The organism is Roseovarius mucosus, from assembly GCF_002080415.1.
GTDB lineage: Bacteria > Pseudomonadota > Alphaproteobacteria > Rhodobacterales > Rhodobacteraceae > Roseovarius > Roseovarius mucosus_A.
In genome coordinates this window covers 1,272,835-1,288,440 of the sequence record NZ_CP020474.1, presented here as the reverse complement: position 1 = coordinate 1,288,440, position 15,606 = coordinate 1,272,835, and the positions used below count along the sequence as shown (strand labels likewise).

The 15,606-nt window shown below is 62.1% G+C and carries 13 protein-coding genes; 7 read left to right on the top strand and 6 right to left on the bottom strand.

Features of this window, described 5'->3' with window-relative positions; translation table 11 throughout:
• Positions 1-33: 33 nt before the first annotated feature.
• The 6 genes from ROSMUCSMR3_RS06285 to ROSMUCSMR3_RS06260 all read right to left on the bottom strand — a co-directional run bounded on the left by ROSMUCSMR3_RS06285 (position 34) and on the right by ROSMUCSMR3_RS06260 (position 5,760).
• Positions 34-834 (bottom strand): hypothetical protein, encoded by an 801-nt coding sequence (locus ROSMUCSMR3_RS06285; protein WP_008279023.1) that lies wholly within the window; start codon positions 832-834, stop codon positions 34-36.
• A gap of 381 nt (positions 835-1,215) precedes the next feature.
• Complete coding sequence (gene leuD / locus ROSMUCSMR3_RS06280) at positions 1,216-1,821, bottom strand: 3-isopropylmalate dehydratase small subunit (protein WP_008279022.1); 606 nt, start codon at positions 1,819-1,821, stop codon at positions 1,216-1,218.
• Positions 1,821-3,227: a 3-isopropylmalate dehydratase large subunit gene (gene leuC, locus ROSMUCSMR3_RS06275; RefSeq protein WP_081506783.1), complete on the bottom strand. Its 1,407-nt coding sequence runs from the start codon at positions 3,225-3,227 to the stop codon at positions 1,821-1,823. The genes leuD and leuC overlap by 1 nt, the downstream gene beginning before the upstream one ends.
• A 249-nt stretch (positions 3,228-3,476) precedes the next feature.
• The gene (locus ROSMUCSMR3_RS06270; protein ID WP_081506782.1) at positions 3,477-4,058 is read right to left on the bottom strand and encodes a hypothetical protein; all 582 of its coding nucleotides are present in this window, start codon (positions 4,056-4,058) and stop codon (positions 3,477-3,479) included.
• A 506-nt stretch (positions 4,059-4,564) separates the two neighbouring features.
• Positions 4,565-5,266 (bottom strand): response regulator, encoded by a 702-nt coding sequence (locus ROSMUCSMR3_RS06265; protein WP_008279019.1) that lies wholly within the window; start codon positions 5,264-5,266, stop codon positions 4,565-4,567.
• Positions 5,263-5,760, bottom strand: coding sequence for a MarR family winged helix-turn-helix transcriptional regulator (locus tag ROSMUCSMR3_RS06260; protein WP_008279018.1), 498 nt, complete (start codon positions 5,758-5,760; stop codon positions 5,263-5,265). The genes ROSMUCSMR3_RS06265 and ROSMUCSMR3_RS06260 overlap by 4 nt, the downstream gene beginning before the upstream one ends.
• Positions 5,761-5,925: 165 nt before the next feature.
• Here ROSMUCSMR3_RS06260 and ROSMUCSMR3_RS06255 point away from each other — a divergent pair, with 165 nt between their 5' ends.
• The 7 genes from ROSMUCSMR3_RS06255 (at position 5,926) to ROSMUCSMR3_RS06225 (ending at position 15,604) form a co-directional block, all read left to right on the top strand.
• Positions 5,926-6,792 (top strand): branched-chain amino acid aminotransferase, encoded by an 867-nt coding sequence (locus tag ROSMUCSMR3_RS06255; protein WP_008279017.1) that lies wholly within the window; start codon positions 5,926-5,928, stop codon positions 6,790-6,792.
• 878 nt (positions 6,793-7,670) lie between these two features.
• Positions 7,671-8,360 carry a sugar transferase gene (locus tag ROSMUCSMR3_RS06250; protein WP_008280766.1) on the top strand — a complete coding sequence of 230 codons (690 nt, stop codon included), beginning with the start codon at positions 7,671-7,673 and terminating at the stop codon, positions 8,358-8,360.
• Between the two features lie 223 nt (positions 8,361-8,583).
• On the top strand, positions 8,584-9,978 hold the full coding sequence (locus tag ROSMUCSMR3_RS06245; RefSeq protein WP_081506781.1) for a hypothetical protein: 1,395 nt from the start codon (positions 8,584-8,586) through the stop codon (positions 9,976-9,978).
• A 10-nt stretch (positions 9,979-9,988) separates the two neighbouring features.
• Complete coding sequence (locus ROSMUCSMR3_RS06240; protein WP_081506780.1) at positions 9,989-11,278, top strand: glycosyltransferase family 4 protein; 1,290 nt, start codon at positions 9,989-9,991, stop codon at positions 11,276-11,278.
• A complete protein-coding gene (locus tag ROSMUCSMR3_RS06235; protein ID WP_081506779.1) occupies positions 11,275-13,272 on the top strand; it encodes an acyltransferase family protein in 1,998 nt (665 codons plus the stop codon). Before ROSMUCSMR3_RS06240 ends, ROSMUCSMR3_RS06235 begins: the two co-directional genes overlap by 4 nt.
• Positions 13,269-14,846, top strand: a complete 1,578-nt coding sequence (locus ROSMUCSMR3_RS06230) for a GMC oxidoreductase (RefSeq protein WP_081506778.1) — start codon at positions 13,269-13,271, stop codon at positions 14,844-14,846. The genes ROSMUCSMR3_RS06235 and ROSMUCSMR3_RS06230 overlap by 4 nt, the downstream gene beginning before the upstream one ends.
• On the top strand, positions 14,843-15,604 hold the full coding sequence (locus ROSMUCSMR3_RS06225) for an SDR family oxidoreductase (protein WP_081506777.1): 762 nt from the start codon (positions 14,843-14,845) through the stop codon (positions 15,602-15,604). Before ROSMUCSMR3_RS06230 ends, ROSMUCSMR3_RS06225 begins: the two co-directional genes overlap by 4 nt.
• The last annotated feature ends 2 nt before the right edge of the window (positions 15,605-15,606 follow it).

Sequence of the window (15,606 nt, the reverse complement as noted above, 5' to 3'; positions counted from 1 at the left end):
AAGCGCAAAGAAGAAGCGCGCAAAGCCCCGCGATCAGGCGCCTTGCAGCCCCTTGGCTGTCAATGCGTCGCCTTCGGCATAGGCGCGGCGGCGCTTGTCCTCGATCATGTCGGCAATCCGACCCATCGCGATACCGCGCATCAACATACTGGCAGGAAGAAACGCCCATGCGGCCATCGTCCAGATCAAGGTTTGCGGTTGCGCGATCGAAATCGGATCAATCAAATCCGAGGCCGCGCGCACCGCTGCTGGAATCAAGAATGGCAGCAAAGATCCTAATACAACATTAAGACCGGCATCCCGGCGCAAACGGTGCAGCACATCGCCGCCCCCCGTGGGATCAAAAAGCGGCAGGTTGATCCAGACATTGAACGCGCCCGAGCGCGCAGGCCAGCCCAGAAATCGCACCAACGTCACGAAATAGAGGATCATCACCAGCGACACGGTATAGGAAATCCCCGAGGCGATCCGCACCATGTCAATCAATGCGGCATCGGCATCGGCGGGCATCATCAGAACCACCAGACGCACGGGCGAATAGGGAAAATCAATCGCCTCACCCAGACCCCGGCCCAGGTGTGTCAACCATTCGGTCGCTTCGGTCGGGTGGGTGGTGCCCCGCACGATCATCGCCAGCGAGACAAGAATGATCGTCAGCGCGAAAAACTTGGCGCGGTTGAAGGGCGGGGCAAAACGGAACTCGATGATGCTGGGATATTTGCCGTAATATTCGATAAAGGTCATAAACCCTGCAAGGATCGAGAGCACGATTACGATCTGTGCGGTATCCGCACCTGTGGACGGCACGACCAGAGAGGGCGTGGCGACCAGCATCGCAATCAATATGGCGCGCGCGAGCGCACCTGGAACCAGTGAAAACACTGCCCTTTCCCCTTCAACTTGGTCAGTCGCGATGCGGTGCCGCGCCCTTGTGCCAACTTGATCCCACACTTTACGGCGGGCTGCCTCAATCTCGCCCAATTTTTGCCTTCTTTCACTTATCACCACAAGTCCTTGGTTAATCAGACAAAAGATTTAGGGCCGATTGAGGGTGTAAGTGGTGCAGGATTGCATCAAACTTGGTTCAGCTTTGTGGCGTAAGGGACTGTAAATACTGCATCTTGTGGAATGGGCTGTGCGGGGCACAAGACGCATAGCCAAAACAAAACGCCGCAGAGTGCTCTGCGGCGTCTTTTTATGTGTTTTTGATCCGGTTCAGACCCAGGGACGCGCCTGCGCCGCCTGCGCCTCGAAACTCTCGATGGCTGCGGCCTTTTCCAGCGTCAGGCCGATATCATCCAGCCCTTCCAGCAGGCAATGTTTCTGGAACGCATCCACCTCGAAAGAGAACACGACCCCCTCCGATGTCGACACCGTCTGCGCCTCCAGATCAATCTCGATCCGCGCATTGGCGCCCTTTTCGGCCTCTTTCATCAGCACATCCACCTGCTCTTGCGGCAGGGCAATCGGCAGGATGCCGTTCTTGAAACAGTTGTTGTAGAAAATATCGGCATAGCTTGGCGCGATGACGCAGCGGATGCCGAAATCCTTGATCGCCCAAGGCGCATGTTCGCGGCTCGACCCGCAGCCGAAATTATCGCCCGCAACCAGAATCTGCGCGTCGCGATACTGCGGCTTGTTCAGCACGAAATCGGGGATTTCCTTGCCGTCATCATCATAGCGCATCTCGTCAAACAGGTTCACACCCAAGCCCGACCGCTTGATCGTTTTGAGGAACTGCTTGGGGATGATCATATCGGTGTCGATATTGATCAAGGGCAGGGGGGCGGCGATACCGCTCAGTTTTTCGAATTTTTCCATCACATCATCTCCCGCACATCTGTAAGCCGCCCTGTCACTGCCGCCGCTGCCGCCATGGCCGGTGACATCAGGTGGGTGCGTCCGCCGCGCCCCTGACGCCCCTCAAAGTTGCGGTTCGACGTGGCCGCGCAGCGCTCGCCCGGTGACAACTGATCGGGGTTCATCGCCAGACACATGGAACAGCCCGCAAGCCGCCATTCAAACCCGGCCTCGATGAAAATATCCGCCAGCCCCTCTTCCTCGGCCTGCGCGCGCACAAGGCCAGAACCGGGCACAACCATCGCCCGCTTCACAGCGATTTTCTTGCCCTTCAGGATTGCCGCCGCAGCACGCAGATCCTCGATCCGGCCATTGGTGCAAGACCCGATAAAGACGGTGTCGATCTCGACATCGCTCAGCTTCTGACCGGGCTTGAGGCCCATATACTCCAACGACCGGCGCGCGGCTTCAACCTTGCCGCCCTTGAAATCCTCCGGCGCAGGCACGCTTGCGGTGATCGGCAGCACGTCCTCGGGGCTGGTGCCCCATGTGACGACGGGGGCAATATCCTCACCCTTCAGCGTGACCACCTTGTCCCAATGCGCGTCATCATCGGAATAGAGCGTTTTCCACCAGTTAAGCGCGGCCTCCCACTGCGCGCCCTTGGGGGCATGCGGGCGACCTTTGACATAGTCATAGGTCTTGTCATCCGGCGCGATCAGGCCTGCGCGCGCGCCGCCCTCAATCGCCATGTTGCAGACCGTCATGCGGCCTTCCATGCTCAGATCGCGAATAGCCTCGCCGCAATATTCGATGACATAGCCGGTGCCGCCTGCGGTTCCGGTGGCCCCGATCACCGACAGGGTGATGTCCTTGGCGGTCACACCGGGGCGCAGCTTGCCGGTGATCTCGACTTTCATATTCTTGCCCTTGCGCTGGATCAGCGTCTGGGTGGCCAAAACATGCTCGACCTCAGAGGTGCCGATGCCATGCGCCAGCGCGCCAAAGGCCCCATGCGTCGCGGTGTGGCTGTCGCCGCACACCACGGTCATGCCGGGCAGGGTCCAGCCTTGTTCCGGCCCCACGATATGCACGATCCCTTGGCGCACATCCGACACCGGATAATAATGAATGCCGAAATCGCGCGCATTCTTGTCCAGCGCCTCAACCTGAATACGGCTGTCCTCGGTCATGGTGGCGGCATTGGCGCGGTCAAGCGTGGTGGGCACGTTGTGATCCGGCACGGCAATGGTCTTGTCGGGGGCATGCACCTTGCGGCCCGCCATCCGCAGCCCTTCAAAGGCCTGCGGGCTTGTCACCTCATGCACGAGGTGGCGGTCGATGTACAAAAGGCAGGTGCCATCTTCGGCCTCATGGGCCACATGGGCATCCCATATCTTGTCATAGAGTGTACGCGGAGCAGACATGGCTCTCTCTTTTCGTGTTTGGTTTCGATCAATAAAGGGGGGAGTGGGCATGCGCGGTCAGCGCCGGCCCTCACGCACGTGCGAGGACGGTGCAGGTCATGCCAAAAAAGCGGGCCGGTAGCCGCGCGTGGTCGGTTATGTTGAAAAAGACGAACCGTTGCATACCCTGCACATAAACCCGAATGGGGTCTCAGGCAAGGACAAGAGCAGAGTCAAAGGGGCCGCATGAGCGGCCCCTTTCTGGACGTATCAGGCAGGCTGATACTGTCTCACTCCCGATGGTCCGGGGGTCACAAGCACGCAGAGCGCTCCAAGCACGCAGGCGGCATAGGCTATAGGCATAAGATAGACAAAGGTTTCCGCCGGGCTTGCAGCGAGGAACTTGCTGACACCCATCGCCAGAGCAAGCATCCAACTGGCGGTAGAGATCCCTCCGATCAGTCCCATTCCAAACCGCTGCCGCCGTGACAGATCAAGGATCGTCTGGCCGATTGCATTCTTCAAGATCGGCATGACCTTGGCGGCGATGAACCACGCATTGATCGTGAGCAGCGTCACGGTGATGACTTTCCCCACCAGCTTTGGCGTCATCTGAGCCGCGTCAAATCCGGTTTTCATCCCGATGATCACCAGACCACTCGCCCACATCACGACAAGCGCGGCGACGACGACCTGGTGGTACCGATGCAGCAGCTCAAGAAACTCGTCATCTATCCGTTGTCTTAAACGGCTGGCTGCGTGGATATCTGCAAGAATCGACGTCCCAAGCCCTGCGCAAACAGCAAGAATATGTACAAAACGAATACCGTCAGCATACAATTGTGAGTCCATTTCAGTCTCCCGATTTGCCCTGATTGGCACTTACGATCACCCATGTGTTCCGGCATCGCGCCATCGGGGTACGGGCAGTCACGCAATCGTGCAAATCGGGTGGCGCGCCGTGGTGACGTGTTTTCGCCTGAGGATCGGCAGTTTTCTGCGCGCGCCGTGTTTTGGCTCTTGTTCGGGGCTGAAACGGTCCAAATGGCGCTGATTTCGGCGGCGGGTTGCCCATCCAGCAGCGGCATTGCGCCAGTGTCAGGGCGACGTCCAACCCGTATTGGGGCAAGGGTCTACAAGTCTTGCGCTAAAAAATTCTCGCTCTAGGCGCGAATCGATCACGGTTTGACGCTGGTTCCCACCAAAACTCCCGGATTTCATGGTCATTGCGCCGGTGAACGTCACGCGCGGCGATACGGCAATGCCATGCGGTTCCGGCTTCATCTGGCCCGAAATACCTCGGGGGGGCCCCGGACAGGGTCCGGGGCGGGGGCAGCGCCCCCAGTCTGCGCTGTCGTTTAATCCGACGCGAGCATATAGCCCTCGCCGCGCACGGTTTGCAGATACCGCGGCTGCTTGGGGTCGCTCTCGATCTTGCGGCGCAGGCGGGTGATCTGCACATCCACGGCGCGCTCTTGCGCCTGCCCGCCCGCGCGGCCCAGATCCTCGACCAGCTTGGCGCGGCTGACCGGCTTGCGCAGGTTCTCGGCAAAGATCCGCATCAGTTGCACTTCGGTCGCGGTCAGGCGCACAGGCTTGCCTGCCCGGCTTAGTTCCGCGCGCTCGATGTCATAGCGCACCGGCCCCAGATGCACGACCTTGGGTTGCGCCGGCTCTTGTTCCGGCTCGGGCATCCGCCGCAGGATTGCATTGATCCGCAGCAAGAGCTCTTTGGGCTCGAACGGCTTGGGCAGGTAATCATCTGCACCCGCCTCCAACCCTTCGATCCGGTCTGGGGTTTCGCCCTTGGCCGTCAACAGCAGGATCGGCGTCTTGTGGGTGGCCCGCAGCGCGCGCGTCAACTCCACACCGCTTTCGCCGGGCATCATCACATCCATCACGATCAGGTCGAAATCCAGCCCCGCCAGCACCCGCCGCGCGTGGCCCGCATCGCGCGCGATCGAGACCAGGAAACCGTGCCGCATCAAAAATTTGCGCAAGAGGCCGCGAATGCGCTCGTCGTCATCGACGATCAGCAGATGGGGGGCGGGTTCGGTCATGTGTCACTCTCCCGAATGGCGTGATAGCGGCGGCGCAATTCAGGCTCCATCATCGCCTCCAGAACCTGACGAAACCCGGCCACGGCCTGTGGCCCCGCCGCGCGATAGGCGGCACGCATGCGCGCGCGCTGCGCATCCGACAGCTTGCGTTCCAATGCGGCCCCCGCTTCGGTCAGCGTCAGATGCCGCTCGCGCTTGTCTGCGGTGCCGACCCTGCTTTCGACCAGCCCGTCTTCGATCAAGGTCCGCAGCACGCGGTTCAGCGATTGCTTGGTCACGCCAAGAATGGCCAGCAGGTTATTCACTGTGGTGCCGGGGCTGCGGGCGATGAAATGGATGGCCCGGTGATGCGCCCGGCCATAGGCCATGGTCGCCAGAATACGATCCGGGTCAGCCGTAAACCCACGATAGGCGAAAAACATCGCCTCAATACCCTGCCGCAATTGCTCGTCCGTTAGAAACAACAGGTTTTCGCCGCCATGCATTTCGGCCATGCCTAGGCTCCGTTCACAATTTACGAGCTACATATTTCACATTAAGTCAGCTTTGTTGACATTCCAAGATCAAACTGCTACCGAATCTCAGTTTTTGCGCAATATTATGTCCGAGACGGACATATGCAGCGCAATAAATGCAAACATGGTGAAGAGGAAGCGGAAATGTCTGGCTATGACGATCGGGACGGCAAAATCTGGATGGATGGCAAAATGGTGGAGTGGCGGGATGCCAATGTGCATATCCTGACACACGCGCTGCATTATGCCAGCTCCGTCTTTGAGGGCGAGCGCTGCTATGGCGGCAAAGTCTTCAAAAGCCGTGCCCATTCCGAACGCCTGCTGAAATCCGGCGAGCTGATGGATATGGCGATCCCCTATACGGTGGACGAGATCGAGGCCGCCAAACGCGCCGTGCTCGAGGCCAATAACCTGACCGATGCCTATGTGCGCGTTGTCGCGTTCCGGGGGGCTGGCCCCGATATGGGCGTTGCCGCCGCGCGCAACCCGATCCGCATGGCCGTGACCGCGTGGGAATGGGGCAACTATTATGGCGACGCCAAAATGAAGGGCGCCAAGCTCGACATCGCCAAATGGAAGCGCCCCAGCCCCGAGACCATTCCCGTCGCCGCCAAGGCCGCCGGTCTCTATATGATCTGCACCATGTCCAAACATGCCGCCGAGGCCAAGGGCTGTTCGGATGCCATGTTCCTCGACTATCGCGGCTATGTGGCCGAGGCGACGGGGGCCAATATCTTTTTCGTCAAGGATGGCGAAGTGCATACGCCGCTGGCGGATGCCATCCTTAATGGTCTCACGCGCCAGACCGTGATCGGTATGCTCAAGGATCGCCAGATCAAGGTGCATGAGCGCCATATCATGCCCGAGGAACTCGAAGGGTTTGAACAGTGCTGGCTGACCGGCTCTGCCGCCGAGGTGACACCCGTGGGTCAGATCGGCGATTACACCTTTGAAGTGGGCGCGATGACGCGCGACGTTTCTCAGGCCTATGAGGCGCTTGTGCGCGCCTGACCCTAGGTCCTAATTCTGCCACAATCGCCGTCCGGTCCTGCCGGGCGGCATTTTAATGCGGATTCCAGCGTTTTTGCCCCGTTCGGGCCGAGTGATTCGCCGCAATTTCCCGCCGCGCGGCTGTTTTAGCCCGCAAAAGGATACTGTCCAGCTCTCCTTAAACGTGTCCGAATTGTGGCAAACCTGCGTCGCACTTGCTGGCGCAGCGTGCGCGCGCCTTGGTTTGCGCCCCGGCCCTTGCCCTGTTTCCCAAGGCGCAACATTACGCTGCGTCGCTTCCCTGGCTTGGCAACCAATACGTTATTTTTCCCCCTATCCCATAGGCAATGCGCCGGGTATCGAGTGGTTGTTTCGAGAGGCGATACAATTCGGCGTGCTGCCCCGCATGTGACCGGTGATCTGATGACCATTTGGCGGGACAGTTTGTGGTGAAAATGTGGCGTGATCTGGTCGCAGACGGACAAATTGGCTCAGGCGCATTGCGGCAAAACAAGGGCTATTGCCGGATGGCCTGTCGCTTTTGAACGGAAGTGTTGGAAGTGTAAAACACCCCTAAGTTGTATTTTTTTGGGGTTATTGACTTGGTTCTGGGCACGGTGCATCAACGTTTAAGTTAGCTTAATACTTAGTAAATCTGGAAACGACAGGCAGTGGGGGCATTGGCCGGTTGTATCCTTGGGGTAAGTTGCCCGACCGAAGTCATATGCGAAAAGTGACGCATTACGTGTGCCTAAGCCTGCCGAACTCTGGCGACAGTTACGCCATCTTTCGGACATAATTGCGGAGACGTGCCAGACGACCGGCGCATCCCGTGACAACGGGCCGGGCAGTATATGTGTAAACGGTTTTGGGGTTTCGAGATTCTGGGGAGTGCTGCCATGTCTTTGCGATCGGTTTCGGTGCCTTTGCACCGAGAGGACGCGAATTTGATTCAAAATCCGGCTGTCGGATTGAAATCGATTCAGGTCTACGGAAATTTTTTTAAACGCGTTCTGGACATCGTCATCGTCCTGCTTGCGGCTCCGGCCGTGATCTTGGTCGTGGCTGTGCTCAGCGTCTTGATTGCGCGCGATGGGGCCTCGCCCTTTTACGCGCAGAACCGGGTTGGCAAGAATGGCCGCATCTTCCGGATGTGGAAGCTGCGCAGCATGGTGCTGAATGCCGATGCTCAGCTTGAAAGCTATCTTGCCGCCAATCCTGCGCGCCGGCTGGAATGGGACGAGCATCAAAAGCTGCGCCATGATCCGCGCATCACCCGCATTGGTCGCCTCATCCGCAAAAGCTCGCTTGACGAGTTGCCGCAGCTTTGGAACGTGCTGATTGGGGATATGTCCATCGTCGGCCCGCGCCCGATGATGCCCTGCCAAACGCCGCTCTATCCCGGCCGCGACTATTACGCGCTGCGCCCCGGTATCACAGGCTTTTGGCAGATTTCCGTGCGGAACGAGAGCAGCTTTGCCGAACGCTCGGAATTCGATCGGAAATACTTGCGGGATCTGTCTTTCTGGACCGATCTGCGGGTGATGCTCTGCACGTTCCGCGTGGTGCTGACTGGAACAGGCTGCTAGGCGCTTGCGCCCATGGCCCGTGCGGAGATCCTCGTGCACGGGACAATCTGCCCCGGACTGGCACATTGATGCACCTTGCGGCCAAAATCCCGATCCGACGGTTTGAATTTGTTGAAATTTAGGGGTCTTGGCACTTAGGCTGACCCTGCCATCCGGCCTTTCCGGGCCGCGCCGCGCCCTGCGGCAAGACTGGCGAAACAGTCAAAGAGGTGCCCGGCGCGTCATGCCCAATGCCTTGGCCTATCTGATGCTGGCCGCTTGGCCGCTGATCACGCTGGTGATGTTCCGGCGCTGGCCCATTGAGCGCGCGCTGATCTGGTCCCTCTTGGGGGCCTATATGTTCCTGCCGCCGCCGCCTGCCGCCTTTGATTTCCCGCTCATGCCGCCCCTGACCAAGGAATCGCTGCCCAGCGTTGCCACGTTCGTCATTTGCCTCATCCACGCCAAGTCTCGCGCGCCGCTCTTGCCCCTGAGCCTGCCTGCCCGCGTCCTCATCGCGCTCTTCATCTTCAGCCCCATCGCCACGGTCCTTACTAATGGCGAGCCGGTCTTCTATTGGCGCATCGGCCTGCCCGCACTGGGCCTCAAGGACATGGTGGCCCTTGTCCTTTTGCAATCCATCCTGCTCTTGCCGTTTCTTTTGGCCCGGCAGCATCTGGCCACGCCCAAAGGTTTGCGCGAATTGGTCATGGCGCTGATGCTGGGCGGGCTGATCTATTCCCTGCCGATGCTTCTCGAGGTGCGCCTTTCACCGCAGCTTAACATCTGGATCTACGGCTATTTCCAACACAGTTTCGAACAGATGATGCGCTCGGGCGGGTTCCGCCCCATCGTTTTCATGTATCACGGTCTCTGGGTTGCCTTTTTCACTGTCATGGCCATAACCTGCGCCATCGCTCTGGCGCGCGAGGCCGATGTGCGGCGGCGCATCTTCTATCTTTTGGCGGCGCTCTACCTTGGGGCTGTGCTGGTGCTTTGTAAATCACTGGGCTCGCTCATGTATGGCGTCTACCTGGCACCGCTGGCACTCTTCCTGCCCACGCGGATGCAAATCCGCATCGCAGGGGTCATGGCGGTGGTGGCAATTTGCTATCCGGTGCTCAAGGGCGCAGGCCTGATCCCGGTCGACTGGATTCTTGAACAGGCCGCCAAGGTCGATCCCGACCGCGCCAATTCGCTGCGCTTCCGCTTGGATAACGAGGATATCCTGATGGAGCGCGCTCTGGAAAAGCCGCTTTTTGGCTGGGGCAGCTGGGGGCGCAACCATATCCTCAATCCCATCACCGGCGTGATCGAAACCGTAACTGACGGGCGCTGGATCATCCTGATCGGCATCTTCGGCTGGGTCGGGTATCTGGCCGAATTCGGCCTTGTCGCCCTGCCGGTCCTGATGCTTTGGGTCTATGCCCGCCGTCTGGGCGATGCCGCGCACATGCGCCTGATTGGCCCCGTCGCGCTTTTGCTGGCGATCAACCTGATTGACATGCTGCCCAATGCCACGCTCACGCCGCTTACATGGCTTTTTGCCGGGGCCGTGCTTGGGCTGGCCGAGGCCGCGCGCCATCAGCGCCCCGAGACATCCCGCCGCCGCCCTCTGGGCTGGCGCCCGATCATGTGAGACAGGCCCCATGACCCGCCCCCGCGTGCTGGCCATCGCCGAGGCCGCCAATCCCGAATGGGTCAGCGTGCCGCTGGTCGGCTGGTCACTGGCCACCGCCCTGCGCGAGGTGGCCGAGGTGCATATCGTCACCCAAATCCGCAACCGTGATGCGTTTTTGCGCGCGGGGCTGACCGAAGGCGTGGATTTCACCTCCATCGACTCCGAAGCGCTCGCGCGCCCGCTCTGGGCCTTGGGCGAGCGGTTGCGCATGGGGCAGGGCAAGGGCTGGACCACGCTGCAACTGATCAACGCCCTCAGCTATCCATGGTTCGAGCATCTGGTCTGGCGACAGTTCGGCGAGGCGATCCGCGCCGGGCGCTATGACATCGTCCACCGCATCACCCCCCTCAGCCCGACGATTTCCTCGTCCCTTTCTGCCAAATGCGCCCGCGCGGGCGTGCCCTTCGTCCTTGGGCCGCTCAATGGCGGCGTGCCATGGCCTGCAGGCTTTGATGCCGAGCGGCGGCGTGAACGTGAATACCTCAGCTATCTGCGCAGCGCCTACAAGGCGCTGCCGGGCCGCACCGCGACCCTGCGCCATAGCGCTGCGATCCTCGCAGGCTCTCGTCACACGATGGGCGAATTGCCCGGCTTTGCCCGTGCCAAAACCGTCTATCTGCCGGAAAACGCCATCGACCCGGCCCGCTTTTCCCGCATCGCCACACCGGCACCCGATGGTCCCCTGCGCGCGGCTTTCGTTGGGCGGCTGGTGCCCTACAAAGGTCCCGATATGCTGATCGAGGCTGCAGCCCCCCTGCTGCGCGCGGGGCGCCTGCATCTCGATCTGGTGGGTGACGGGCCCATGATGCCCGCCTTGCGCGCGCAGGCCGACGCCTTGGGCGTGGCCGCTCACATCACCTTTCACGGCTGGCTCGAACATGCCCATGTCCAGGACGTGCTGGCCACCTGTCATCTCTTCGCCTTTCCCTCGATCCGCGAATTCGGCGGCGGCGTGGTGCTCGAGGCGATGGCCCTGGCCGTGCCGCCCCTGATCGTCGATTACGCAGGCCCCGGCGAATTGGTCACCGCATCGCGCGGGGTCAAGGTGCCCTTGGGCAGCCGGGCCGAGATCATCGCAGGCTTTGCCGCGGCCCTGCAAAACCTCTCCCAAGACCGCGCCGCCCTCGCCGCCATGGGGCAGGCGGGCCGCGCTTGGGTGCTGGAACAGGCTACTTGGGCCGCCAAGGCCGGCCAAGTTCGCGCCGTCTATGATGCCCTGCTGGCCAAAGCCCCACTGCCCAAGGTCTTTGCCGCATGAGCGCCGCCGCCTATCGCCCAGAAATCGACGGGCTGCGCGCCATCGCGGTGCTGTCGGTGGTGCTCTATCACTTCGGGATGCCGGGCATCCCCGGCGGCTTTGTCGGGGTCGATATCTTCTTTGTCATCTCTGGCTTTCTGATCGGTGGCATCCTCTGGTCGGACCTGCGCGAAACGGGCCGCATCCGCCTTGCCCGCTTTTACCTGCGCCGCCTGCGCCGCTTGGCCCCTGCCTATTTCGCCATGGCGGCGGCCACATTGGTGATGGGCTGGCTCATTCTTTTGCCGTTCGAATACCGTGAATTCGGCAAGTCCCTCATCGCCGCCACCGTCTATCTCTCCAACATCCATTTCTACCGCGAAGCGGGCTATTTCGACGGCGCGTCCGAGGAAAAGTCGCTCTTGCACACATGGTCGCTGGCGGTTGAAGAACAGTTCTACATCGTTCTACCCTTCCTTCTTTTGGCCCTCGCCCGCTGGCGGCCCGCCCTGCCGATGATCCTTGCGGTCCTCGCCGCGCTCTCGCTCGCCGCTTGCCTCTGGCTCACGCCGCGCTCGCCCACGGCGGCGTTTTACCTCTTTCCCTTCCGCGCGTGGGAATTGCTGGCGGGCGTCTTGCTGGCCATCGCGGGCCAAGAACGAGGCTGGCGTTTCGCCCTTCACCCCGCGCTTTCCTGGGCTGGTCTGGCGCTGATCCTCGCCAGCATTACCCTGATCCGGGCCGAGGGCTTTCCCGGCTGGCAAGCGCTCTTGCCCGTGGCAGGCACGCTGCTCATCCTCGGGAATGGCCGCGATACCAACCCCGTCAACCGCGCGCTGATGCACCCTGCGCCGGTTTTCATCGGCCTCATCTCCTATTCGCTCTATCTCTGGCATTGGCCGGTTTTCGTTCTCTCGTCCTATTGGCGCGATGGCTATTCCGGCCCGATCGAAGCGGCTCTTTGGCTTTCGCTCGCCTTTGCCCTTGCCATCCTCTCGTGGCGCTATGTTGAACGCCCAGTGCGTCAGACACAGGGTGGCACCCGCGCGCTTGTATCGGGCACGGCGCTCGCGTCGCTGGCTCTCTTGGCGGTGGGCCTGCTCCTTTGGCGCGGTGATGGCCTGCCCACCCGCTTTGCCCCCGAATTGCGCACGCATATCGCCGCCTCTGGTAATTTCAATCAGGACTGGTCACGCTGCACCATCCCCGCCACCGGCCCGCTCGCGGGCGTGGAAACCTGCCCCATCGGCCCTGATGGGCCACCGCAAGTGCTGATCTGGGGCGATAGCCACCTGCGCGCCATGAAAGAGGGGCTAGAGGCCGCCGCCTTCGCCGCCAACCGCCCCGCGCTGATCCTGTGGCACGCGGGCTGCCCGCCGCTCTTTGACGTGGCCAAGACGGAAACCGCCGCTACCCCGGCGCAGGATGCCGCCTGCACCCGCGCCAATCAGACCATCCGCAGCGGCTTGACCCAAATTGAGAGCCTGCACACCCTGCTTCTGATAGGCCGCTGGTCCTATTACGCCGAAGGGCAGGGCGTCGGGCTGGACGCCCACAACCGCATCACCCTCACGCCCGAACCGGGCAGCCTCTTGCCCCAAGGCCCGCAACACACGCTTTTCAATGCCGCCCTCACCCGGACCCTTGCTGAACTCGCCCCGCAGTTTCCCCAAATCCACATCCTGCGCCAACCGCCCGAGGTGCCAGAGTACGATTCCCGCGCCGTGGCCCGCGCGCTCGTGCATGGCCGCATGAGCCCCGAAGACACAACCCGCCTCACCGTGCCCCGCGCCACGGCCCTTGCGCGCGCCGCCCATGCCGAGGCCCCGCTGATGGCCTTGGCGCAGTCTGGCGCGATCACCCTCATTGACCCGTGGCAGCGCCTCTGCGATGCCCGCACCTGCGGCGTGATGCAGGCGGGCCAAGCGTTCTATTTCGACAACAACCACCTCACCAACCGCGCCGCCATCGCGCTCAGCGATCTGTTCGCCCCCGTTTTCGAGGCCCCGCAATGACCGCCGCGATCCAAGAGGGCAAATGGGACGTGATCGTTATCGGCACCGGCATGGGCGGCGGCCTGATCGGGCGCAGGCTGGCCGAACGCGGCCTCAAGGTGCTTTTCGTCGAAAAGGGGCCCCAAGGCCACCGATCCGAGCGTCAGGGGCTCAATCCCGAAATCTTCGATCCCACCGCCCGCCAATTGCGGGGCTATTGGCCGGGGCCTATCCGCGCACAGATCAATGGCCGCGCATCGGAATTCTTCGGTCCCATCGGGGCCGGGGTGGGCGGGTCCTCGGTCTTCTACGCCGCCACGCTGGAACGCCCCGAGCGCCATGATCTTGAGGCGACAGAGACCCGCCCGCACCCCACCGGCGGTTGGCCCGGCGGCTTTGACGCGATGCGCGATTGGTATGCCGAGGCTGAAACCCTGCTGCATATCTGCGGCGATCCCGATCCGCTCTCGCCGGAACCGGTCACGCCCCTGCACCGCCCGCCGCCCCTCTCTGCCACGGATGCGGCGCTCATGCACAGCCTGCAATCGGAGGGGCTGCATCCCTATCGCCTCCATTCCGCGATCCGCCATCTGGCCGATTGCCATGAGTGTCTGGGTGTCAAATGCCCCAAACCCTGCAAGATGGATGGCCGCTCTGCCGGGGTGGAACCGGCCCTTGCCACTGGCAACGCGGCCCTCCTCGATCGTTGCACCGTGCGCCGCCTCTGCGGCACGGCCCACACCGTCACCCATATCGAGGTTACACGCGACGGCGAAACCTTCACGCTCACCGCGCCCCGGATCGTGTTGGCCGCAGGTGCGCTTGGCTCGCCCCGCTTGCTTCTGGCCTCCGCCTCCGAGCACTGGCCCGACGGCTGCGCCAATGGCTCGGGCCTCGTGGGCCGCAACCTCATGTTCCACCTCAACGAGATTTTTGCCCTCTGGCCGCCGCGCGGCACGCCCCAATCCGGCCCGACCAAAACGATCTCGCTCCGCGACTTCTATCACCGCGACGGGCAGCGCTTTGGCACGGTGCAGGCCATGGGCATCGCGGCGGGCTATGGCGAGATTGTGCATACTTTGAACGGCATGTTCGACCGCTCCGTGCTACGCCACATCCGTCCCTTGCGCCACCTCACCCGCCTGCCTGCGGCGCTCGCGGCGCGCATCCTGGGGCGGGCGCAGGTCTTTGTCGGGCTGATGGAGGATCTGGGATACCCCGAGAACCGCGTCACCTATGACCACAGGGCCCCCGATGCCATCGACATCAGCTATACGCTTCACCCCGAATTGCTCAGCCGCCGCCGCGCCTTTCGTCGCGCCCTGCGCGCGGGGCTGCGCGGGCATCGGCGGCTCTTTCTCACCCATACGCCAGAGTTGAACTTTGGCCATCCCTGCGGCACGCTGCGCTACGGCACCGATCCCGCGACCAGCGTTCTTGACCCCGAGTGCCGCGCGCATGGGGTGGACAATCTCTATGTCGTGGATGCGTCCTTCATGCCCTCGTCTATGGGGGTCAACCCAAGCCTGACCATCGCCGCCAATGCGCTGCGCGTGGCCGAGGGGATCGCGCAGCGCAGAAAGGCAGAGATATGAGGCTCTCGGATGGCATGGCGGTTGTCACCGGCGCAGGCGGCGGGCTAGGGCGCGCTCTGGCGCTCGAACTCGCGGCACGCGGTCAGCGCGTCGTGGCCCTTGGCCGCGCGCCCGAGGGGATTGCCGAGACCGCCGCGATGGACCCAAGCGGTCGGATCACGCCCCTCATCGCCGATGTCGCAGACCCGCAGGCGCTGCGCGCGGCCTTTGCCCAGATCACCCAAATCGCGCCGGTGACATTGCTGATCAACAACGCCGCCATCTATCCGCGCCGTGATTTTCTGGATGAAACACCCGAGAGTTTCGCGCAAACCATTGCGATCAATCTAGGCGGCACCGTCGCCTCTACCCGGCTTGCCTTGGACAGCATGGTCGAGACCGGCTTTGGCCGCATCCTCAACGTCTCGACCTTTGCCGATCTGTGGCCTTTGCCCGCCTCCTCGGCCTATGCGGTGTCCAAAGGGGCAGGGCGCATCCTGACGCGGGCGCTTGTGGCGGATCTTGCCGACCGCTTTCCGGGGATTGTCCTGACTGACTGGATGCCCGGCATGCTCGCCACCCGCATGGGCGTGCCCCATGGTCTTGACCCGGCGCAGGCGGCGCGCTGGGGGGCCGCGCTTGCGCTCTGGTATGACCCCACGCTCAATGGCGCAGTGTTCGAACAGGATCGCGAGATATTGCCGCCGCGGGGTCTCAAAGGCCGGATCAAGGATGCGCTCTTGTTGCGCCGCCGCACCGCACGCGTAATCCCTACCTGACC

Excerpts from the sequence above, each read along its gene's own strand:
- ROSMUCSMR3_RS06285 (WP_008279023.1), bottom strand. The coding sequence starts at position 834 with ATGCTGGTCGCCACGCCCTCTCTGGTCGTGCCGTCCACAGGTGCGGAT.
- leuD (WP_008279022.1), bottom strand. The coding sequence starts at position 1,821 with ATGGAAAAATTCGAAAAACTGAGCGGTATCGCCGCCCCCCTGCCCTTG.
- leuC (WP_081506783.1), bottom strand. The coding sequence starts at position 3,227 with ATGTCTGCTCCGCGTACACTCTATGACAAGATATGGGATGCCCATGTG.
- ROSMUCSMR3_RS06270 (WP_081506782.1), bottom strand. The coding sequence starts at position 4,058 with ATGGACTCACAATTGTATGCTGACGGTATTCGTTTTGTACATATTCTT.
- ROSMUCSMR3_RS06265 (WP_008279019.1), bottom strand. The coding sequence starts at position 5,266 with ATGACCGAACCCGCCCCCCATCTGCTGATCGTCGATGACGACGAGCGC.
- ROSMUCSMR3_RS06260 (WP_008279018.1), bottom strand. The coding sequence starts at position 5,760 with ATGGCCGAAATGCATGGCGGCGAAAACCTGTTGTTTCTAACGGACGAG.
- ROSMUCSMR3_RS06255 (WP_008279017.1), top strand. The coding sequence starts at position 5,926 with ATGTCTGGCTATGACGATCGGGACGGCAAAATCTGGATGGATGGCAAA.
- ROSMUCSMR3_RS06250 (WP_008280766.1), top strand. The coding sequence starts at position 7,671 with ATGTCTTTGCGATCGGTTTCGGTGCCTTTGCACCGAGAGGACGCGAAT.
- ROSMUCSMR3_RS06245 (WP_081506781.1), top strand. The coding sequence starts at position 8,584 with ATGCCCAATGCCTTGGCCTATCTGATGCTGGCCGCTTGGCCGCTGATC.
- ROSMUCSMR3_RS06240 (WP_081506780.1), top strand. The coding sequence starts at position 9,989 with ATGACCCGCCCCCGCGTGCTGGCCATCGCCGAGGCCGCCAATCCCGAA.
- ROSMUCSMR3_RS06235 (WP_081506779.1), top strand. The coding sequence starts at position 11,275 with ATGAGCGCCGCCGCCTATCGCCCAGAAATCGACGGGCTGCGCGCCATC.
- ROSMUCSMR3_RS06230 (WP_081506778.1), top strand. The coding sequence starts at position 13,269 with ATGACCGCCGCGATCCAAGAGGGCAAATGGGACGTGATCGTTATCGGC.
- ROSMUCSMR3_RS06225 (WP_081506777.1), top strand. The coding sequence starts at position 14,843 with ATGAGGCTCTCGGATGGCATGGCGGTTGTCACCGGCGCAGGCGGCGGG.